Here is a 19,024-nt window from a genome sequence, read left to right as displayed (position 1 = left end):
TCAGAGCTTTCCTTGATGACGTGATTGGGCAGGGCCCGGACGCAGGCGATTGTACAAGGCCAACAGCAGTCCGAGCAGTAGCAAGGCGCCCGGGGCCAGGCTGGCCAGGTGCAGGCCGATACCGTCGGCCAGCCATTGGCGGCTGGCACCAAGCAGCAGGCATGTGGCAAGCAGCGCGCAAAGGTGGCCGGCGAGCAGGCGCCAGCGCCCTTGATCGGGTAGCAGGTAGTCAATGGCCAGGCATTGCAGGCACAGCAGTGCGGGATAGTGGCCGAGGGAGAGTGCCAGTGGCAGCAGCCAGGCACGCAGTGCCAGTTGCAAGCAACTGGCCAGGGCCGCCAGAACCAGCAGGCTGGCCAGTACATAGGTCCAGGTGACAGACCGTCGGCGCAGGGGGGGCATTAATAGCTGGTGAAGGCTGCTCAGCAGCACTGCGCACACGCCTATGGTGGCGCCTTCGCTCAGTGTTCGGGTGGCGCCCAGCAGAGGCACCAGGCTTGCGCCGAGCAGGTAGAGCCTATTCATGCGTGGCGCCCTCCAGCAATACCCTGCGCTGCTCATCGAAGTAGCTCAGCGCTTCCTGTAGCGCGACGATCACTGCACGTGAGGTCACGGTTGCGCCGGCCAACTGGTCAAAGTCGCCCTGGTCGCGCTTCAGCGCCCAGTGGTCGCCCAGCTGACGATTGGCAAATTGCCCCAGCCAGTTCAGCTGCGCATCACCCAGGCGTGCACCCAGCCCAGGGCTTTCCTGTTGCTCGACCACCTGGCTGCCGATCAGTCGGCCGTCCGCTGCGATGGCCACGCTCAGCACGATAGGCCCGGCATAGCCCTGGGCCTTTGTGACCAGTATGACGGCGGCCGGTTTACCCGCCAGCGTTGCCCGGTAAGCTGCCAGGATGCGGCTGTTTGGCCGCTGTGCGGCGGGCCTAGGCAACGGGCTGTCCAAAGGTTGGTTGTCGTAACTGCCTTCTGGCAACACCGCCAGCCGCTGGCGGCTATTCAGTTGCTTCTCGGCGTCGGCGATGGCTGCGCTGGTCCAGTGCTGCCAGGCCAAAGTGGTCGACAGCGCCAGTGCTCCGGTCAGGAGCAACAAACCCACATCACGTACCAGGCGCTTCATCGGGCAACCTGCTGGCGCTGCAGAGCCAGGCGTTCGAGGCTCGGCGCCATGAGGTTCATGAGCAGGACGGCGAACGCTGTACCGTCCGGGTAGCTACCCCAGGTGCGGATCAGATAGATCAGCAGGCCCGCCCCCAGGCCGAAACCCAGCTTCGCCCACTCCTGCCGGGGCCCGGACACCGGTTCGGTGGCAATGAAGAACGCCGCCATCATTGTCGAGCCGGAGAACAGGTGCACCAGGGGAGAGCCGTTGGAGTCCGAGCCCGAGCCATTCCAGCCCAGCAGGCTGAACAGGAACAACCCAGCCAGCAGACCGGCCGGCGCATGCCAACTGATAACCTTGCGTTGCAGCAGGAACAGGCCGCCCAGCAGGAACGCCAGGTTGACCCATTCGCTGCCCTGCCCACCGATGCTGCCGAAGCCCGGGTGACCGGCGAACAGTTCATCGATGGTCAGGCTGTGGTTGTGGCGAAGGCCGTCGAGCAGCGTCGGCCTGGCCCAGGCATCGATCTGCTCGCCGCCGGCGAACACCAGCTGCAGGCTGTCGAGCAGGCCTGGTGCCGGCCCCGGCCAATGGTTCATCTGCAACGGGAAGCTCAGCAGCACGAAGGCGTAGCCGACCATGGCCGGGTTGAACAGGTTGCGCCCAACCCCGCCAAAGGCCTGCTTGCCGATGCCGATGGCAACGCTGGTAGCGACCACCGGCAACCACCAGGGTGCCAAGGTGGGCAGGGCGGCGGCCAGCAGCACGGCGGTCACCAGCGCGCTGCCGTCGTTCAGCGCCGTGCGCAGCGGTTGTGCTCGCAAGGTAAGCAACAACGCCTCGCACAGCAGCGCGGTGCTGGCGCACAGCAACAGGTTCAGTAGCAAACTCCAGCCATGCAGCCAGAACAGCGCCAGCAGGCCAGGTACGCAGGCCAGCAACACCAGGCCCATGCTGGTGCGTAGCCGCGGGTCGGGCTTGGCGGTCATTGGGCGAACAGCCCGTTGAAGCCGGAAAACGCCATGGCCATTACTCCGGCCCCAAGCAGTTCGATGGGCAGGCCGCGCATTGCCCCGGGGACGTCGGCATGAGCGCTGCGCTGGCGCAGGTCGGCGAACAGCACCAACGCCAGCCAGAAGCCGCCGCCGGCCAGCAGGCCTTGCAGCAAGGTAGCGAGCCATGTGCTTTCGTCGCTTGCCTGTTGCAGGGTCAAGCCCAGTACTACCGCGTTGCTCAACAGCAGCGCGGGCAGTTGCGTCACCGGCCAGCTCGGGCGCCATCTTGTCAGTAGCCATGGTACGCCCCAGGCAAGCACGGCCAGCCAGGGCAACAACAGGAACAGGGCAAGGTCCTGGGCTTGCAGTGGGGCAAGCACCCCGCGCACCAGTAGTTGTGCGCCGATCACGCCCAAGGCAATGCACAGTGCGCAGGCGAGGCCGTGCACGTGGAGGTGCAGCCTTGGGAATGGCTGTTTTTGCAGGCACAGGTGATTGACCAGCGCAGCGCTGATCAGTACCAGGATGTAGTCGCTCATGAGATGACGATAGCCGGGAATCGGGGCGATTGTCCGGGTTTGGCATCGAGGTGCCGGAGTCATTGTGAGAGCGGGCGTGCCCGCGAACACCGGCAACGCCGGTGCCATGCACCGCGTAGTCAGTTTCGCGGGCACGCCCGCTCCCACAAGGTCCAGCAGGTTTTGTTACTTGATGCGCTGGCCTGGCTTGGCACCGCTGTCCGGGCTCAGCAGGTAGATCTCTTCACCGCCAGGCCCGGCCGCCATGACCATCCCTTCGGACACCCCAAAGCGCATCTTCCGTGGCTTGAGGTTGGCCACCATCATGGTCAGCCGGCCTTCCAGCTGGGACGGGTCGGGGTACGCCGACTTGATGCCGGAAAACACGTTGCGGCGCTCGTCACCGATGTCCAGGGTCAGTTGCAGCAGCTTGTCCGCGCCCGGTACGGCTTCGGCCTTGACGATCAGTGCCACGCGCAGATCGACGGCAGCGAAGGTGTCGAACTCGATTTCCGCCGACAGTGGGTCCTTGGCCAGCTCGCCATTGCCGGCCGGGGCCTTGGCTTCGGCGGCCAGCAGGTCTTCCTTGCTGGCGGCGACCATGGCTTCGACCTTGGCCGGTTCGATGCGGCTCATCAGCGCCTTGAACGGGTTCAATTGGTGGTTTTCCAGGCGCGACAGGTGGTCGTTCCAGGTCAGTGGTGCCACGTTGAGGAAGGCCTCGGCGTCGGCAGCCAGTACCGGCAGCACCGGCTTGAGGAAGATCACCAATTGGCGGAACAGGTTGATGCCTTGGGCGCAGATGGCCTGAACTTCATCCTGCTTGCCTTCCTGTTTGGCCAGCGACCATGGGGCCTTGTCAGCGATCCAGGCGTTGGCGCGGTCGGCCAGCGCCATGATTTCGCGCATGGCACGGCCGAAGTCGCGGCCTTCATAGGCGTCGGCGATCGACGGGGCGGCCGCCAGGAAGGCTTCGGTCAGCTCCGGTGCAGCATCGCCAGCTACCATCACGCCTTCATTGCCCTTGTGGATGAAACCGGCGCAGCGGCTGGCGATGTTGACCACCTTGCCGACCAGGTCGGAGTTGACCTTCTGCACGAAGTCTTCCAGGTTCAGGTCCAGGTCATCGACACCGCGGCCCAGCTTGGCAGCGTAGTAGTAACGCAGGTATTCCGGCTGCAGGTGGTCGAGGTAGGTGCGGGCCTTGATGAAGGTACCGCGCGACTTGGACATCTTGGCGCCGTTCACGGTCAGGTAGCCGTGCACGTTGACCGCGCTCGGCTTGCGGAAGCCCGCGCCTTCGAGCATGGCTGGCCAGAACAGGGCGTGGAAGTTGACGATGTCCTTGCCGATGAAGTGGTACAGCTCGGCCTTGGAGCCTTCGTTCCAGAACGCGTCGAAGTCCAGCTCCGGGCGGCGTGCACAAAGGTTCTTGAAGCTGGCCATGTAGCCGATCGGTGCATCCAGCCACACGTAGAAGTACTTGCCTGGCTCGCCCGGGATCTCGAAGCCGAAGTACGGCGCGTCGCGGGAGATGTCCCACTCCTGCAGGCCCGAGTCCAGCCATTCGGCCAGCTTGTTGGCTACCGCGTCCTGCAGCGTGCCGCTACGGGTCCACTGCTGCAGCATGGCCTGGAAGTCCGGCAGCTTGAAGAAGAAGTGCTGGGAATCACGCAATACCGGGGTGGCACCAGAGATGGCCGACTTGGGGTTCTTCAGCTCGGTGGGCGCGTAGGTGGCGCCGCATTTCTCGCAGTTGTCGCCGTACTGGTCTTCGGCCGCGCACTTGGGGCAGGTGCCCTTGATGAAGCGGTCGGCGAGGAACATGCCCTTTTCCGGGTCGAAATACTGGGTTACCGAACGGGTGGCGATGTGCCCGGCGTCTCGCAGGCGCGCGTAGATCAGGCCCGACAGCTCGCGGTTTTCTTCGCTGTGGGTGGAGTGGAAGTTGTCGAAGTCCACCAGGAAGTCGGCGAAGTCGCTGCTGTGTTCGGCCTGGACGTTGGCGATCAGCTGTTCCGGGGTGATGCCTTCTTTCTCGGCGCGCAGCATGATGGCCGAACCGTGGGCGTCGTCGGCGCAAACGTAGATGCACTGGTTGCCGCGCAGCTTCTGGAAGCGGACCCACATGTCTGTCTGAATGTACTCGAGCATATGGCCAAGGTGGATCGATCCGTTGGCATAGGGCAAGGCGCTGGTGACGAGAATCTGACGTGGCTCGGACATGGTGGCTCGGCTACTTATCTGGCGACGGGGTAAAAATGAGGTTGATCGGCCACTATAAAGGGCTGGCGAAGATATTTCACCCCGCATGCGCATCTGCTGACGATTGACGGGTTAGGATAGGCGTCTGTTTTACATTCAGTTTGCCATTGGGAGTCTCCATGAGTGCCGTCACCCGTGCCGCCGTCGAAGGCGTGCTTCGCCAGTACACCGACCCCTACCTGAACCAGGACCCGATCAGCGCCGGCTGTGTGCGCGCAATCGATATCCAGGGCGGCCAGGTCAGCGTGCAATTGCAACTGGGTTATGCCGCAGGGCTGTTCAAGAACGGCTGGGCCCAGGTGCTGCAGACCGCTATCGGCAACCTTGAGGGCGTCAGCAGTGCCCAGGTGTCGATCGACTGCGTGGTGGCTGCGCACAAGGCCCAGGCTCAGGTGCCGGCAATGGCCAACGTCAAGAACATCATCGCCGTGGCCTCGGGCAAGGGCGGTGTGGGCAAGTCGACCACCGCGGCCAACCTGGCCCTGGCGCTGGCTCGCGAGGGCGCGCGGGTGGGTATTCTCGATGCCGATATCTATGGCCCCAGCCAGGGCGTGATGTTCGGCATCGCCGAAGGCACCCGCCCGCAGATTCGCGAGCAGAAGTGGTTCGTGCCGATCAAGGCCCATGGCGTGGAAGTCATGTCCATGGCGTTCCTTACCGACGACAACACGCCGATGGTATGGCGTGGCCCTATGGTTTCCGGCGCGCTGCTGCAGCTGGTGACCCAGACTGCCTGGGACGACCTGGATTACCTGGTGATCGACATGCCGCCGGGCACCGGAGACATCCAGCTGACCCTGGCGCAGAAGGTACCGGTTGCCGGTTCGGTGATCGTCACCACCCCGCAGGACCTGGCCCTGCTGGATGCCAAGAAGGGCGTGGAGATGTTCCGCAAGGTCAACATCCCGGTGCTGGGCGTGGTGGAGAACATGGCCGTGCACATCTGCTCGAACTGCGGCCATGCCGAGCACCTGTTCGGCGAAGGCGGTGGCGAGAAGCTGGCGAGCCAGTATGGCGTCGACCTGTTGGCGTCGTTGCCGCTGTCGATGCTGATTCGCGAGCAGGCCGATAGTGGCAAGCCGACGGCGATCGCCGAGCCGGAAAGCCAGATTGCGATGGTCTATCAGGAGCTGGCCCGCCAGGTGGGCGCGCGGATCATGCTGCAGGAAGCTGCTGCGCCGGCGATGCCAAGCATTACCATCAGCGAAGATTGACTGGCAGACCGAGTCGCCTGCTTCGCGGGTAAACCCGCTCCCACAGGTACAGCGCAGACTTCAAGTACCGCGCTGTCCCTGTGGGAGCGGGTTTACCCGCGAAGAGGCTGACTCGGTCTTTCGACCAGGCATAAAAAAACCCGCCGGAAGGCGGGTTTTTTGAAAGCTAGGAAGCTTCGATCGACTTAGGCGATCTGAACTTCTTCAGCCTGCATGCCTTTCTGGCCGCGGGTAGCGACGAAAGTAACAGCCTGGCCTTCTTTCAGGGTTTTGAAGCCGTCAGCTTGGATGGCTTTGAAGTGCACGAACAGGTCGTCGCCCGACTGAGGGGTGATGAAGCCGTAGCCTTTCTCATCGTTGAACCACTTAACAACACCGGATTGACGGTTGGACATTTTTCTGTCTCCTTGGACAATTTGATAACGGTCAGGAAAAACCCTGGCCGGGACTGAGCGCAAAGAGAGCAGAAAATTCAGCGATGGGCCGATCAGGATCGTGCATCAAACTAGAGATTCTCGGTGTCACGTGCAGCACAGTGGCGCCACCTTACCCCACTTTCCGCAACCTGCCAATGGTCAGAAGGCGCTTTACGCAAATTCGGATCGACGGCGGCTGAAGCCCCCGCCCGGCGCGGGATGAGGCATGGAACTTTAACCTGGGCGCCGGGACCGGTAAGATGCGCGTCTCGAATTTTCACCTCGCAACTCTTCAGGACACCCCGCCATGAGCATCAAATCGGACAAGTGGATTCGCCGCATGGCGCAGGAACACGGCATGATCGAACCGTTCGTCGAGCGCCAGGTGCGCGGCGAACAGGACAGCCGGGTGATCTCCTTCGGCGTCTCCAGCTACGGCTACGACGTGCGCTGCGCCGACGAATTCAAGGTGTTTACCAACATCAACTCGGCCACCGTCGACCCGAAGAACTTCGATGCAGGCAGTTTCGTCGACATCAAGAGCGACGTGTGCATCATCCCGCCGAACTCCTTCGCCCTGGCGCGTACCGTCGAGTATTTCCGCATTCCGCGTGATGTGTTGACCATCTGCCTGGGCAAGAGCACCTACGCCCGTTGCGGCATCATCGTCAATGTCACCCCGCTCGAGCCCGAGTGGGAAGGCCATGTGACACTGGAGTTCTCCAATACCACCACGCTGCCGGCGAAGATCTACGCCAACGAAGGTGTGGCCCAGATGCTGTTCCTGCAGTCCGACGAAGAATGCGAAGTGTCGTACAAGGACCGTGGCGGCAAGTACCAAGGCCAGCGCGGCGTCACCCTGCCGCGTACCTGAGCCGACAAGCGCGGGGAATTCCCCGCGCCTTTGGCACTCCAACTGGATAACGCCGGTACGCATGACGCGTAGCGGCCTTGCCAGGAGCAGCCAATGAAACTCCACCCCGCAATCAGTGCCAAGCTGGCAGGCCTGCAGCCCAACCACATCGGGTTGCTACCATGGTCACTGCTGGCACTCCCGCTGCCGATGCAGGCGGGGGGCGTGCCCCACCAGCCTGACCCGGATACCCCGCAACCGCCGGAGCCCGGTGAAACACCACCCATGGAGCCGGGCGAGCCGACCCTGCCGGACGAGCCTCCACCGGCACCTGTAGCTTGAGTGATCCGGGCTAGAGCGGCCAGACGCGGTCTGCACCGGTCAGGAACACCCGGCTGGCGCCCGTGGGGGCGATTTCCCAACCCCCGGTAAACTCACCGAACGCCGGCAGCAGGCTGACCTGTCCATCGATCAGGAAGCAGGGCAATCGCAGGCGTTGCCGAGCCTTGCCGCGCAGGACGAATACCGGGTGTACGTGCCCTGCCAACACCGGTTGGGTCGGGTGGGGGCGGGGTTCGTGCTGTAGCGCAAAGGGTCCCAACAGCCAGGGTTCGCTCACGACTTCGATACCGAGTGACGCGGGCGGGTCACCGGCGTTTCGATCGTGATTGCCGCGGATCAGCACGATTTTCAGGGTTCTGTGGCGCTCTCGCCAGGCCTGCAGCGTTGCCAAGGTTGCCGGCGCCTGCGCTGCGCGCGCATGCAGAAAATCGCCAAGAATGATCAGTTGCTCGCAATCATGCCTTGCCAGCAATGCATCCAGGCGGGCGAGTGTCGCCTCGGTAGTGCCGCGCGGTACCGGTTGGTGCAAGGCGCGATAGCTTGCTGCCTTGCCGATGTGCAGGTCGGCCACCAGCAGGGCGTGACGGGCTGGCCAGTAAATGGCCTTGTCCGAAAGCAGCCAGAGCACTTGGCCATGGTGTTCGATGGGTAGAAGGTTGGTCATTCCGTAGCGTCCGCCGCACTGTTCAGCTCCGCGACCATCCTCGCAATCCGGTCCGCCAGTCTCTCGGTGCTCAACGTTTCGCGCATGCCTTCCACCAGCAAGGCAAATGCCAACGGTCCGGGCCGCTTGAGTGGTCGCAGTTCCAGCTGTAACTGCCCCATCTTCAGCAATTGCCGGTGCAACCGCTCGATCTCCAGCTCCTCATTCAGCACCTCGTCCCGTGCCTGGGCCAGCAGCAGGTTGCCGGTGTCATGCTTGCGAAATACCTCATAGAACAAGCCGCTGGAGGCCTGGATCTGCCTGAGGCTTTTCTGCGCCGCCGGATACCCGCCAAACACCAACCCGGCAATTTGTGCGATCTCGCGAAAACGACGCAACGCCATTTCTCCTGCGTTGAGGCTGGCCAGTACATCATCCAGCAGGTGTTCGGTACCAAGTGCCTGCGGAAGGTGTGTGGCCCAGTCCACGTTGCCCGGGCTGAGCAGTTCGAACCCGTAGTCATTGACCGCAATCGAAACCGAAAGCGGCTGCACGCGGCTAACCCGCCAGGCGATCAGGTTGGCCAGGCCAAGGTTGGCCATGCGCCCGGCGAACGGATACAGGAACAGGTGCCAACCCTGGCGCGACTTGAAGGTTTCTGCCAGCAGCGTTTCGGGGGTGGGCAGCGCCGACCATTGCGCCTGCAAGGCCAGCAGGGGGCGTACTGCTCGCATCTCCGGGCTTTGAAAGCGCCCTTGGGATGCTGCGCCGAGCTGCTCGACCAGTGCGTCGGCCAGTTCGCTGGAGAGCGGCATGCGGCCACCATTCCAGCGTGCAACCGCTGCCTTGCGCGCGGTACTGCGGCGTACGTAGGCCGTCATGTTTTCCACGCGCACCAGTTCCAGCACTCGCCCGGCGAACACCAAGGTGTCGCCAGGGCGCAAACGGGCAATGAACGCCTCTTCGACGCTGCCCAGCGCCTTGCCCCCACCACCCTTGCTCCAGTACTTGAGCTGCAGGCTGGCGTCGCTGACGATGGTACCGATACTCATGCGGTGGCGACGTGCCAAACGTTCGCTGGCAACCTTGTACGTGCCGTCGGGCTGGCGCTCGACGCGCTGGTAGTCTGGGTAGGCGCTGAGTGAGCTGCCGCCATGGCAGACGAAGTCCAGCGCCCATTGCCACTGGCTGTCACGCAATTCGCTGAAGGCCCAGGTACTGCGCACTTCGGCCAGCAACTGCTGCGGGTGAAAGCCGCTGCCCAAAGCCATGCTTACCAAGTGTTGCACCAGCACGTCCATGCACAAGCGCGGCGAATGCCGGGCTTCGATGTGCCCGGCTGCCAGCGCGTGCCTGGCGGCGGCTGCTTCCACCAGTTCCAGGCTGTGGGTGGGCACCAGAGTAACCCGGGAGCGCCGCCCGGGCGCATGGCCGGAGCGCCCGGCCCGTTGCACGAGGCGGGCAATGCCCTTGGCGGAACCGATCTGCAGTACTCGCTCCACGGGCAGGAAGTCCACCCCCAGGTCCAGGCTGGAGGTGCAGATCACTGCCTTCAGGTTGCCTTGCTTGAGGCTGCGCTCGACCCAGTCACGGGTATCGCGGGCTAGTGAGGCATGGTGCAAGGCAATCAGCCCGGCCCACTCGGGGCGTACCTCGAGCAGGGCCTGGTACCAGAGTTCGGCCTGCGCCCGAGTGTTGGTGAAGACAAGGCAACTAGTGCTGGCATCTATCTCCCGGTTGACCTGATCGAGCATCTTCAAACCCATGTGCCCGGCCCAGGGGAAGCGCTCGATGGCCGTTGGCAGCAGGGTATCGACCTGCAACTGCTTGTCCTGTCGGCCTTGTACCAGCAGGCCGCCTTGTGGCAGCAATACGTCCAGCGCATGTTGGAGATTGCCGAGGGTCGCGGACAGGCCCCACGTCGGCAGGCTCGGGTGCCAGTGGCGCAGGCGGGCCAAAGCCAGTTGCAGTTGTACCCCACGCTTGTTGCCCAGTAGTTCGTGCCATTCGTCCACCACTACCAGGCGCAGTGTGGCGAAGTCTTCGCGAGCTTGTGCCCGGGTCAACAGCAGCGTAAGGCTTTCAGGGGTAGTGACCAGTACGCTGGGCAGGCGCCGTGCTTGCCGGGCACGTTCGGCACTGCCGGTGTCGCCGCTGCGAATGCCCACGCTCCAGGGCAGGCCCAGGTCGTCCAGCGGCATTTGCAGTGCGCGGGCGGTGTCGGCGGCCAAGGCTCGCATGGGGGTAACCCACACCACCTGCAAGGGTGCAGCATGACGCCCTTGGGCTTCGGCCTTGAAGGCCCTCAGTGCGGCGAGCCATACCGCGTAGGTCTTGCCGGCACCGGTACTGGCATGCAGCAAGCCGGATTCGCCCCGTTCCACGGCGGCCCAGACACGGCGCTGGAAAGCGAAAGGCTTCCAGCCACGCTTGGCGAACCAGGCCTTGGCGAGGTCGGTGGCGGCGGGCATGGGGCATAGGGTCCTTCGGTGGCTGTGTTTCTACAGACAACCAGCCAGGCGCAATGGTTTTACCGGATCAGTTTGCCAGCAGATAGCCGCTGCGGCACACCTGCTCGCCTGCGACGTGGGCGATGACCATGCCTGCGGTAGCCATGCGCCGTACGTTACGTGCATACAGCAGGCCGGGCTGGCTGTTGCGGATGGCCGTCACCCGGTCGCTGAGCGGGTCGATGACTTCAGCGATCAACTGGCCCGCCTCCAGGTGCTGGCCTGGCCGGGCGTGGTACACCAGCAACCCGCCCAGTGGCGTTATCACCGGTTCTACTGCGGCCAGCGGCGTGGCCGGGCAGCGCAAGGCGGGCAGGGCCGGGCTTGCGCCTTCGATGACCCCCGCATGGGTAAGGAAGTCGAGGATCGCCTGGCAGTCCTTGCTGGCCAGGTCGTGGCTGACATCGGCCTGGCCGCGCAGCTCGACGGTGACCGAGCAGCAGCCCAGCGGAATCGGGAACCGTTTGCCGAAGCGTTGCTGCAACTGCCACCAGACCAGGCTGAAGCATTCATCGAACGACTGCCCGCCAGAGTCGGTGGCAAGCAGGCTGGCTTGGGCACCCAGGTAGCGGGCCAGAGGTTCGATCTGCGGCCAGGCGTCTGGCGTGGTGTACAGGTGCTCGACCGCCTCGAAGTCGCAGTGCAGGTCCAGCACCATGTCGGCATCGCAGGCAAGGCGCTGCAATATCAGGCGTTGGGCCTGCAGCGGTGTGCGCGCCGGGTGTGCGTCCAGCCCCCGCCGCAGGTATTCGCGGATCAGCGCGAGGTTGTGTGCCGGGTCTTCGGTCAGGTGTTCTTCGATCTGGTCGCCGATGCTGTCGGAAAGATCGACGAAGTTACGGTTGAAGTTCTCGCCGCTTTGCAGTTCGAAACGCCCCAGCGGCGCGTCCAGCAGCACCTGTTCCAGGCCGACCGGGTTGGCCACCGGCACCAGGATGATCTCGCGCTGCAGGCGGCCTTGCTGTTCCAGTTCACCCAGGCGGCGCTTGAGGTGCCAGGCCACCAGCATGCCGGGCAGCTCGTCGGCATGCAGCGAGGCCTGGATATAGACTTTGCCGCCACCGCGAGGTCCGAAGTGGAAGCTGTGCAACTGGCGGGTGATGCCCGGAACGGGCGAGAGCAGGTCGTGAGTTGAATGGTGCATGGTGGTCCTGGGTGCGTGGCGAAAACGGTCTGCGACACGGGGCGGCACACAGATAGAAGCACAGTTTTTGGCCTTGCGCCTGCATCGGTGCCCTCCTGGCCACCGCGCTGGCTTCTTCGCGGGTAAACCCGCTCCCACAGGGATCGCACAAAACTCAGCTTTTGTGCATGACCTGTGGGAGCGGGTTTACCCGCGAAGAAGCCAGCACGGTCCAGAAATTGTTTCAGGCCAGCAGCGCCTGCAATGTAGCCAGGTCATCCGCTTCTTCCACTGGCTTGTCCAGCCGCCAGCGCAGCATCCGCGGAAAGCGCACGGCGATGCCGCTCTTGTGCCTCCTGGACAGGGCGATGCCCTCGAAGCCCAACTCGAACACCAGCGTCGGCGTCACGCTGCGCACCGGCCCGAAGGTTTCAACGGTGGTCTTGCGGATGATGGCGTCGACCTTGCGCATTTCTTCGTCACTGAGCCCTGAATAGGCCTTGGCAAAGGGGACCAGTGCCCGACCCGGCGTACCGGCTGGCGCGTCCCACACGGCGAAGGTGTAGTCGCTGTACAAGCTGGCCCGCCGGCCGTGGCCGCGCTGAGCATAGATCAGCACGGCATCGACGCTGAACGGGTCGATCTTCCACTTCCACCAGGTGCCCATGTCCTTGGTGCGCCCCACGCCATACAACGCCTCTCGCTGTTTCAGCATCAGCCCTTCCACCCCCAGGCTGCGGGACTGTTCGCGCTGGCGGGCAAGGTCGGTCCAGTCCTGGCCTTCGAGCAGAGGCGAGAGCAATACCGGGGCCAATGGGTGCTGCTCAAGTACCTGCTCCAGCTGCTGGCGGCGTGCATGCTGCGGCCGGCTGCGCCAGTCCTCGCCTTGCCATTCCAGAAGGTCGTAGGCCTGCAGCACGACCGGTGCGTTGCTCAGCAGCTTCTTGCCCAAGGTCTTGCGTCCCAGGCGCTGCTGCAACAGGGCAAATGGCTGCACAGCCAGCTCAGCCGCTGAGCCACCAGGTTTCCAAACCAGGATCTCGCCATCGAGCACGACACCGTCGGGTAGCGTCTGCGCCAGGCTGTGCAATTCGGGGAAGCGTTCGGTGACCAGTTCCTCACCGCGCGACCAGACCCACAGCTGGCCTTCGCGCTTGACCACCTGGGCACGAATGCCGTCCCATTTCCACTCGATTTGCCATTCGCTCGGCGGCCCGAGCAGTGTATCTAGCTGTTCGGTTGATACCTGCAGGGGGTGGGCCAGGAAAAACGGGTAGGGCTGGCCGCCACGCAAGCTATGTTCATCGTCTGATTCCGGGGCTATCAGCCGTTGATAGCTGGCTGCCGTCGGGCGGTGGCTGATGTCGGTGTAGCCAACCAGGCGCTGGGCCACGCGTTTGGCATCCAGCCCGGCCAGTTGCGCGAGGGCGCGAGTGACCAACAGCTTCGATACGCCCACGCGAAAGCTGCCAGTGATGAGTTTCAGGCAAAGCATCAGGCTGGGGCGGTCCAGCTGGGCCCAAAGAGGCGGCAGGCGTTGCTGGATCTCCTCGACTGGCAGGCCGCGCAATGGCAGCAGATGGGCTTCGACCCAGCGGGCGAGGCCGTCGCCGCCGGGGTGGTGGCTTTCCGGAACCAGCAGGGAAATGGTTTCGGCCAGGTCGCCAACGGCCTGGTAGCACTCCTCGAAAAGCCAGTCAGGCAGCCCCGCCAACCTGCCGGCCAGCTCCCGCAGCACGCGTGTAGGCACCAGTTGGCGAGGGCGGCCACCTGCCAGGAAGTACACCGCCCAGGCGGCATCCCCAGCCGGGGCGGTGCTGAAATATTCGCGTAGCGCCGTGAGCTTTGCAGTGCTGGAGGTAGTCGCATCCAGCCTCAGGTACAGCTCGGCGAATGCTTTCATGCGTCTGGCTCCGCGGCTACCACGTCATCTTCCTCGCCGTACTCGGTCACGAAGGCGCGGGCATCGAGGCCCTGTTCGATGAGGTAGCGCACCAGCACATTGACCGAGCCATGGGTGACCATCACGCGTTCTGCGCCAGTCTGGCCGATGGCCCAGAGCAACCCCGGCCAATCGGCATGGTCCGAGAGCACGAAGCCTCGGTCTACCCCGCGCCGGCGGCGGGTGCCGCGCAACAGCATCCAGCCACTGGCAAAGGCATCGCTGTAGTCGCCGAAACGGCGCATCCAGCTGCTGCCACCCGCCGAAGGCGGTGCCAGGACCAGTGCCTGGCGCAGCAGCGGGTCGTTGCGAGGGATATCGCCGACATAGCGCGTTTGCGGAAGGTAGACGCCAGCGTCCCGGTAAACCCGGTTGAGCGGTTCGACAGCGCCATGCACGAGGACTGGGCCAATGTTGGCGTCCAGCCCATGGAGGATTCGCTGGGCCTTGCCGAAGGCATAGCAGAACAGCACGCTGGCTTTGCCCTGTTCGCAATTGGCGCGCCACCAGGTATTGATGCCGGTGAAGATCTCGCCCTGGCTGGGCCAACGGTAGATGGGCAGGCCGAAGGTCGATTCGGTGATGAACGTGTGGCAGCGCACCGGTTCGAACGGCGTGCAGGTGCCGTCGGGCTCCACTTTGTAGTCGCCGGAGGCGACCCAGACCTCGCCCTGGTACTCCAGGCGCACTTGCGCCGAGCCCAGTACATGCCCGGCTGGGTGCAGGCTCAGGGTTACGCCATGGTGCAGCAGGCGTTCGCCGTACGGCAGGGTTTGCAGGTCGATGTCCTGGCCCAGGCGGCTGCGCAGGATGCCGGCGCCTGGGGCGGCGGTGAGGTAATGGCGGTTGCCGACGCGGGCATGGTCGCCGTGGCCGTGGGTGATGACGGCACGCTCCACTGGTCGCCAGGGGTCGATGTAGAAATCACCGGGCGGACAGTACAGGCCTTCGGGGCGGGCGATGACGAGGTCCATGGCATGGGCGCTGGCTTGGAGTTACCAGTTAGGAACCATGGTAGATGCGGGAAGTTCGACTGGAGATGGTTGGGGCTCAAAGTGGCCCCAACAAAGGCGCCATTGTTTATTTCCCAGGCACCAACGTCAAACGCTGGTTGCCATAAGCTCGCCCGAAGTTCTGCTGCTGCAGTGGCAGGCTCATGAAGCGCCCTTGGAACCAGGCATCCAGCCCATCGCTGTAATGCGTGCTGGCCGGGTTGCCGGACTGCCCGCTGCTGGTCAGCACCTGCAACGGCTCGGCCTGGCCGAAGTCGACGATCATCCGTGCCGAGGCCGGCAGGCGGGTGTCGAATTCGCTGCCCCAGGCATATGGCGTCAGGGCCAGGGTAGTGAAGTCGCCACCGGCAGCCAGCGGCGGGCGACCGAGGGCATCGCCCAGGCCATGGTAGGCCGGTGCAGGCCAGCGGTACTGGTGCAGCTTGCCCCACTGCCAGGCGCGGCGGTCGGCGCCCAGTTGCGCGATGCCGGCATCCACCGCGCCCGCCAGGCTGCGGGCGAGAATGGCCGGCTTGTCTTCTTTCTGCGGGGTGCTGCGGTCATCCCAGAACGGGCTGTCGTCGCGGCCCAGCAGGTGGTCAGCCTGCGCCGAGAACGACAACCGCGCATTGCTGACGAAAGCCTGCCAGGCCGGGCCGGATTCCGGGCCCAGGTCGTCGAGGAAGGTTTGCCGGGCCACTTCCTGGAGGAACAGTTCGTACAGTGCGGCATCGGCCGACACCGGGCTCAGGCGGCCATCGAAGGCCTTGAGCCGGGCCAGCGCGTCGCGGGCATTGTCGCGCTGTGCGGCGGGCAGGGCGTCGATCGCCTGCTTGAGCGGCTGGGCCATGCCCGGGGCGTCGAACATCTGCTTGAGCTTGTCGGCCAGCAGGGTGGTCTGGTCGTTCTGCAGGGCCATCAGGCTGCGGCTGTCGTGGCGGCCATTGCCGGCCAGCTGTGCCAGGCGCTCGGCGCGCTCGGGGTAGTACCAGGTGCTGGACAGCTGCATGCCATAGCCACGCGGCAGGCTGCGCTGGTTGGCGTGGCCGATCCAGCCGGCGGGCGGGTCCTGATCGTAAGGGTGCAGCATCGGGTCGGCATAGCCGTCCCAGTCGTAGCGCCCGTCCCAGCCCGGCGAGGGCAGCAGGCCCTGGCCTTCGCGGCGGTTGGGGTAGCGGCCACTGACTTGCCAGCCGATGTGCTCGGGTTCGGCGAAGACGAAGTTGAGGGCGGCGGCGGTCACTTCACGGGTGCTGTCGAAGGCACGCTCCACGCTCTTGGCACGGGTCAGGTCGAACAGCGCATCCAGGCTGCGGTCGCCCTTGAACTGTGGCAGGTTCAGCGCCAGGCCCAGGCTGGCATTGCCTGGCTGGGCCAGCAGGGTGCCGTGGCGGGTGTCGTACAACACCTCGCGCAGCGGGCGCTGGCCGCGGACGAAGAAGGTTTCGCTACGGGCGCGGGCCGGCAGCCATTTGCCGTCGGCCAGGTAGCTCAGCTGGCTGCCCTGGTGGCGCAGTTGCTCCAGGTACAGGTCCTGGTTGTCGGCCATGACCGCGCTGCTGCTCCAGGCCAGCTTGCCGTTGTAGCCGGCCAGCACGATCGGCAGGCCGGGCAACGACAGGCCGGCGACCTGGTACTTGCCGGTGTGGATCTGCACCGGGCTCAGGGCCCAGGCAGCTCGGCTGTCGCAGGCCAGCAGGCTCTTGCCGCTGCGGCTGCGCTGCGGCGCCAGGGCCAGGTTGGCCGAGCCCGGGCTGCCCAGTAGGTCAAGGTCGGCCAGCTTCTGGCTGGCAGCTGCCAGGGCCGGCAGCCCCGGCAACTGGCTGGCCAGGTTCAGGCCCTTGAGCTTGTCCACTTCGGCTTCGGCCAACGGCTCGTCCGGGGCACCGGGTAGCAGCCAGGCCAGCTTGTCGCTGCCGGCTTTCTGCGCCAGGGTCAGGGCGCTCAGTTCTTCCTGCAGGTTCACTGACTGGCTGAAGGCATACAGGCTGAAGATCAGTGCCGAGTCTTCTGGCTTCCAGTATTCGGGGCGGTAGCCACTGCTGGCCAGGCCGGCGGGCAGCTTGTCGCGGTAGCGGAACAGGTAGGCGTTGACCCCGCGTGCATACACTTCGAAGAAGCGCTTGAGCCGTGGCGAGGCGTCGGCGTACTGCTGGGCGGCGCTCTGCTTGAGGTTGGCCGCGCGCATCAAACGGTCGATGTCCAGCGCGTCGCTGCCGGCCAGTTCTGCCAGGCGGCCCTGGGCCAGCAGGCGCATGGCGACCATCTGCTCGATGCGGTCGCCGGCATGCACATAGCCCAGGCTGAACAGGGCGTCATGGAAGCTGCTGCTTTCGATCAGTGGTGCGCCCATTGCGTTGCGCCGTACCGAGACGTTCTGCGCCAGGCCCTTGAGTGGCTGCACACCGCTGGTCGGCGGCACGCTGTCCTGGTAGCCGCCCGTCTGGCAGCCGGCCAGCACGAGCATGCCGAGCAGCGTGGCAGCGGTTGCGAACCGCGGGCGGAATGGAGGAAAGGCGGGGGCGGCCATGACAAGGGCTCCTGCAAGGCGTGGCGGGTTTCGAAAGGCGCTAAGGTAGTGAGCGCGCAGGCGCCGTGCAAGGTCCCTGGGCGCTTTATTTGCCAGTGCCGACTCAAACCTTGAAATGTTCGGCCACGGCGTCGGAAAAGTGCGTGCAATTGATGCGAGCAAGGCGTTGATAGTCACGGCTGACGGCGAAGGCAGAGCCTGGCATCAATAGCACCTTGTGCTGTTCCAGGCGACGCATGAAGGGCTTCAGGTCGGCCAGTTCGGGGTGGTAGACCCACAGGAACATGCCACCTTGGGGCGTTATGTCGAATTGCCAGCCACGCGTCCGCAACAACTGCTGGGTCTGCGCCTGCTGCCGGATCAGGCGCTGCTGCAGGTCTTGCATGTGCCGGGCATAGGTGCCATCGGACAAAATGGTGTTGACGAAGCGCTCGCAAAACGCCGGTACCGCCACGCAGGTCAGCAGCTTCAGGCGTGTCAGCGGCTCCATCAGCTCTGCCGAGCAGGCGATGTAGCCTACGCGCAATGAGGCGGACAGGCATTTCGAGAAGCTGCCGATGTAGATGACCCGCTCAAGGTCGTCCAGTTCGGCAAAGGTCTGGCGCACACCCGGGCTGAAGTCGCCGTAGACATCGTCCTCGACCACGAAGAAGTCGTGTTCCACCGCCAGGCGCAGGACGCTGAAGGCATTGTGCGGGCTGATGTTGCCGCCGGTCGGGTTGTGGAAGGTGCTGTTGCAGAAGAATGCCTTGACCTTGTGCCTGGCCAGGTGCTCCTTCATGTCTTCCACGCTCGGTCCGTCCTGGGTTCGGTGCACCCCGACCACATGGCCGCCGGCCAACTGGATCAGTTTGATCAGGTTGCCATTGCCGGGCTCGTCGACGAACACGTGATCGCCTGGCTTGATCAACAACCGCGCCACCAGGTCCAGCGCTTGTGTGGCGCCCAGCGTAGTCAGCAACTGAGTTGGCCGGGCATCGACACGGGTCAGGCGTTTCAGGTGCACGCACAACTGCTTGCGCATGGGCAGGTAGCCCTGGATGTCGCCATATTCTGCCAGCGAACTCTGCTCCAGGCGTGCCGTACGCCGAATTGCCCTGGCCAGCAGCTCGGTGTCTCGCCAGGCGGGTGGCAGCCAGCCGCTGCCCAGTTTGGTGTAGTGCTGGCCCCCCTGCAGCAACTTGAACAGCGGGTCGTCGGCCATGCCTGCGGGCGTATCCACTGTGCCGGTTTGCCGTGTGTGGCTGGCGACGAAGTAGCCGCGGCCAGGAATGGCGGTCAACACACCTTCGCTTACCAATCGGGCATAGCTGGAGACGACATCGTGGTAGCTGCAGCCAACCGCCGCCGTCAGCTTGCGGATGGACGGCATGCGCTGGCCAGGCAGCCATTCGCCGGCTTCGAGGCGCTGTTTCAACTGGTCATCAAGGCTGTGCGGGCGCATGGCGGGTCCAGCAGCTGTTAGAAAAAACAGCCTAACAGTTAACCGGAAAGCGCGTCGACTGTTCGAGCTTCAGGGCGCGGCAGGTGCCACCATGCACCTGTCGGCATCTTTCCAATGCCGAATTCCACCCGTCCA

Annotated in this window: 16 protein-coding genes; 3 read left to right on the top strand and 13 right to left on the bottom strand. The window is 64.5% G+C overall.

The window, feature by feature from the left end:
- The 5 genes from KDB76_RS22740 to metG all read right to left on the bottom strand — a co-directional run bounded on the left by KDB76_RS22740 (window position 1) and on the right by metG (window position 4,841).
- Entirely contained in the window at window positions 1-525 is a 525-nt protein-coding gene (locus KDB76_RS22740; protein ID WP_013973952.1) for an NADH:quinone oxidoreductase, read from the bottom strand.
- Window positions 518-1,120 (bottom strand): RnfABCDGE type electron transport complex subunit G, encoded by a 603-nt coding sequence (locus tag KDB76_RS22735; protein WP_013973951.1) that lies wholly within the window; start codon window positions 1,118-1,120, stop codon window positions 518-520. Before KDB76_RS22735 ends, KDB76_RS22740 begins: the two co-directional genes overlap by 8 nt.
- Window positions 1,117-2,091, bottom strand: a complete 975-nt coding sequence (locus tag KDB76_RS22730; RefSeq protein ID WP_024087664.1) for an RnfABCDGE type electron transport complex subunit D — start codon at window positions 2,089-2,091, stop codon at window positions 1,117-1,119. The genes KDB76_RS22735 and KDB76_RS22730 overlap by 4 nt, the downstream gene beginning before the upstream one ends.
- The gene (locus tag KDB76_RS22725; RefSeq protein WP_023660941.1) at window positions 2,088-2,636 is read right to left on the bottom strand and encodes an Rnf-Nqr domain containing protein; all 549 of its coding nucleotides are present in this window, start codon (window positions 2,634-2,636) and stop codon (window positions 2,088-2,090) included. The genes KDB76_RS22730 and KDB76_RS22725 overlap by 4 nt, the downstream gene beginning before the upstream one ends.
- 165 nt (window positions 2,637-2,801) lie before the next feature.
- The gene (gene metG, locus KDB76_RS22720; protein WP_015271555.1) at window positions 2,802-4,841 is read right to left on the bottom strand and encodes a methionine--tRNA ligase; all 2,040 of its coding nucleotides are present in this window, start codon (window positions 4,839-4,841) and stop codon (window positions 2,802-2,804) included.
- A 158-nt stretch (window positions 4,842-4,999) separates the two neighbouring features.
- Here metG and apbC point away from each other — a divergent pair, with 158 nt between their 5' ends.
- Window positions 5,000-6,094: an iron-sulfur cluster carrier protein ApbC gene (apbC, locus tag KDB76_RS22715; protein WP_024087663.1), complete on the top strand. Its 1,095-nt coding sequence runs from the start codon at window positions 5,000-5,002 to the stop codon at window positions 6,092-6,094.
- 185 nt (window positions 6,095-6,279) lie between these two features.
- Here the strand turns inward: apbC and KDB76_RS22710 are convergent, their stop codons facing one another.
- Window positions 6,280-6,489 (bottom strand): cold-shock protein, encoded by a 210-nt coding sequence (locus KDB76_RS22710; protein WP_003254922.1) that lies wholly within the window; start codon window positions 6,487-6,489, stop codon window positions 6,280-6,282.
- Window positions 6,490-6,817: 328 nt separating this feature from the next.
- On the opposite strand from KDB76_RS22710, the gene dcd reads away from it, so the two are divergent.
- Window positions 6,818-7,384, top strand: coding sequence for a dCTP deaminase (gene dcd / locus KDB76_RS22705; RefSeq protein WP_003258001.1), 567 nt, complete (start codon window positions 6,818-6,820; stop codon window positions 7,382-7,384).
- A gap of 93 nt (window positions 7,385-7,477) precedes the next feature.
- Window positions 7,478-7,705 carry a hypothetical protein gene (locus tag KDB76_RS22700; protein ID WP_024087662.1) on the top strand — a complete coding sequence of 76 codons (228 nt, stop codon included), beginning with the start codon at window positions 7,478-7,480 and terminating at the stop codon, window positions 7,703-7,705.
- 10 nt (window positions 7,706-7,715) lie between these two features.
- Here the strand turns inward: KDB76_RS22700 and pdeM are convergent, their stop codons facing one another.
- The 7 genes from pdeM to KDB76_RS22665 form a co-directional block, all read right to left on the bottom strand.
- Entirely contained in the window at window positions 7,716-8,369 is a 654-nt protein-coding gene (pdeM, locus tag KDB76_RS22695; protein WP_024087661.1) for a ligase-associated DNA damage response endonuclease PdeM, read from the bottom strand.
- Complete coding sequence (locus tag KDB76_RS22690; protein ID WP_024087660.1) at window positions 8,366-10,819, bottom strand: ligase-associated DNA damage response DEXH box helicase; 2,454 nt, start codon at window positions 10,817-10,819, stop codon at window positions 8,366-8,368. The genes pdeM and KDB76_RS22690 overlap by 4 nt, the downstream gene beginning before the upstream one ends.
- A 67-nt stretch (window positions 10,820-10,886) precedes the next feature.
- Window positions 10,887-12,002: a succinylglutamate desuccinylase/aspartoacylase family protein gene (locus KDB76_RS22685; protein WP_013973944.1), complete on the bottom strand. Its 1,116-nt coding sequence runs from the start codon at window positions 12,000-12,002 to the stop codon at window positions 10,887-10,889.
- Window positions 12,003-12,225: 223 nt separating this feature from the next.
- Window positions 12,226-13,884: an ATP-dependent DNA ligase gene (locus tag KDB76_RS22680; RefSeq protein WP_024087659.1), complete on the bottom strand. Its 1,659-nt coding sequence runs from the start codon at window positions 13,882-13,884 to the stop codon at window positions 12,226-12,228.
- A complete protein-coding gene (locus KDB76_RS22675) occupies window positions 13,881-14,897 on the bottom strand; it encodes a ligase-associated DNA damage response exonuclease (protein ID WP_023660940.1) in 1,017 nt (338 codons plus the stop codon). Before KDB76_RS22675 ends, KDB76_RS22680 begins: the two co-directional genes overlap by 4 nt.
- A gap of 106 nt (window positions 14,898-15,003) precedes the next feature.
- Entirely contained in the window at window positions 15,004-17,445 is a 2,442-nt protein-coding gene (locus KDB76_RS22670) for a penicillin acylase family protein (protein ID WP_038410110.1), read from the bottom strand.
- A 103-nt stretch (window positions 17,446-17,548) separates the two neighbouring features.
- Window positions 17,549-18,889, bottom strand: a complete 1,341-nt coding sequence (locus KDB76_RS22665; protein WP_024087657.1) for a PLP-dependent aminotransferase family protein — start codon at window positions 18,887-18,889, stop codon at window positions 17,549-17,551.
- Between the last annotated feature and the right edge of the window lie 135 nt (window positions 18,890-19,024).

The sequence above is a fragment of the Pseudomonas sp. JS425 genome (genome assembly GCF_018223845.1).
GTDB lineage: Bacteria > Pseudomonadota > Gammaproteobacteria > Pseudomonadales > Pseudomonadaceae > Aquipseudomonas > Aquipseudomonas asiatica.
The sequence above is the reverse complement of the archived record's forward strand: the minus strand, read 5'-3'. Positions and strand labels throughout refer to the sequence as shown.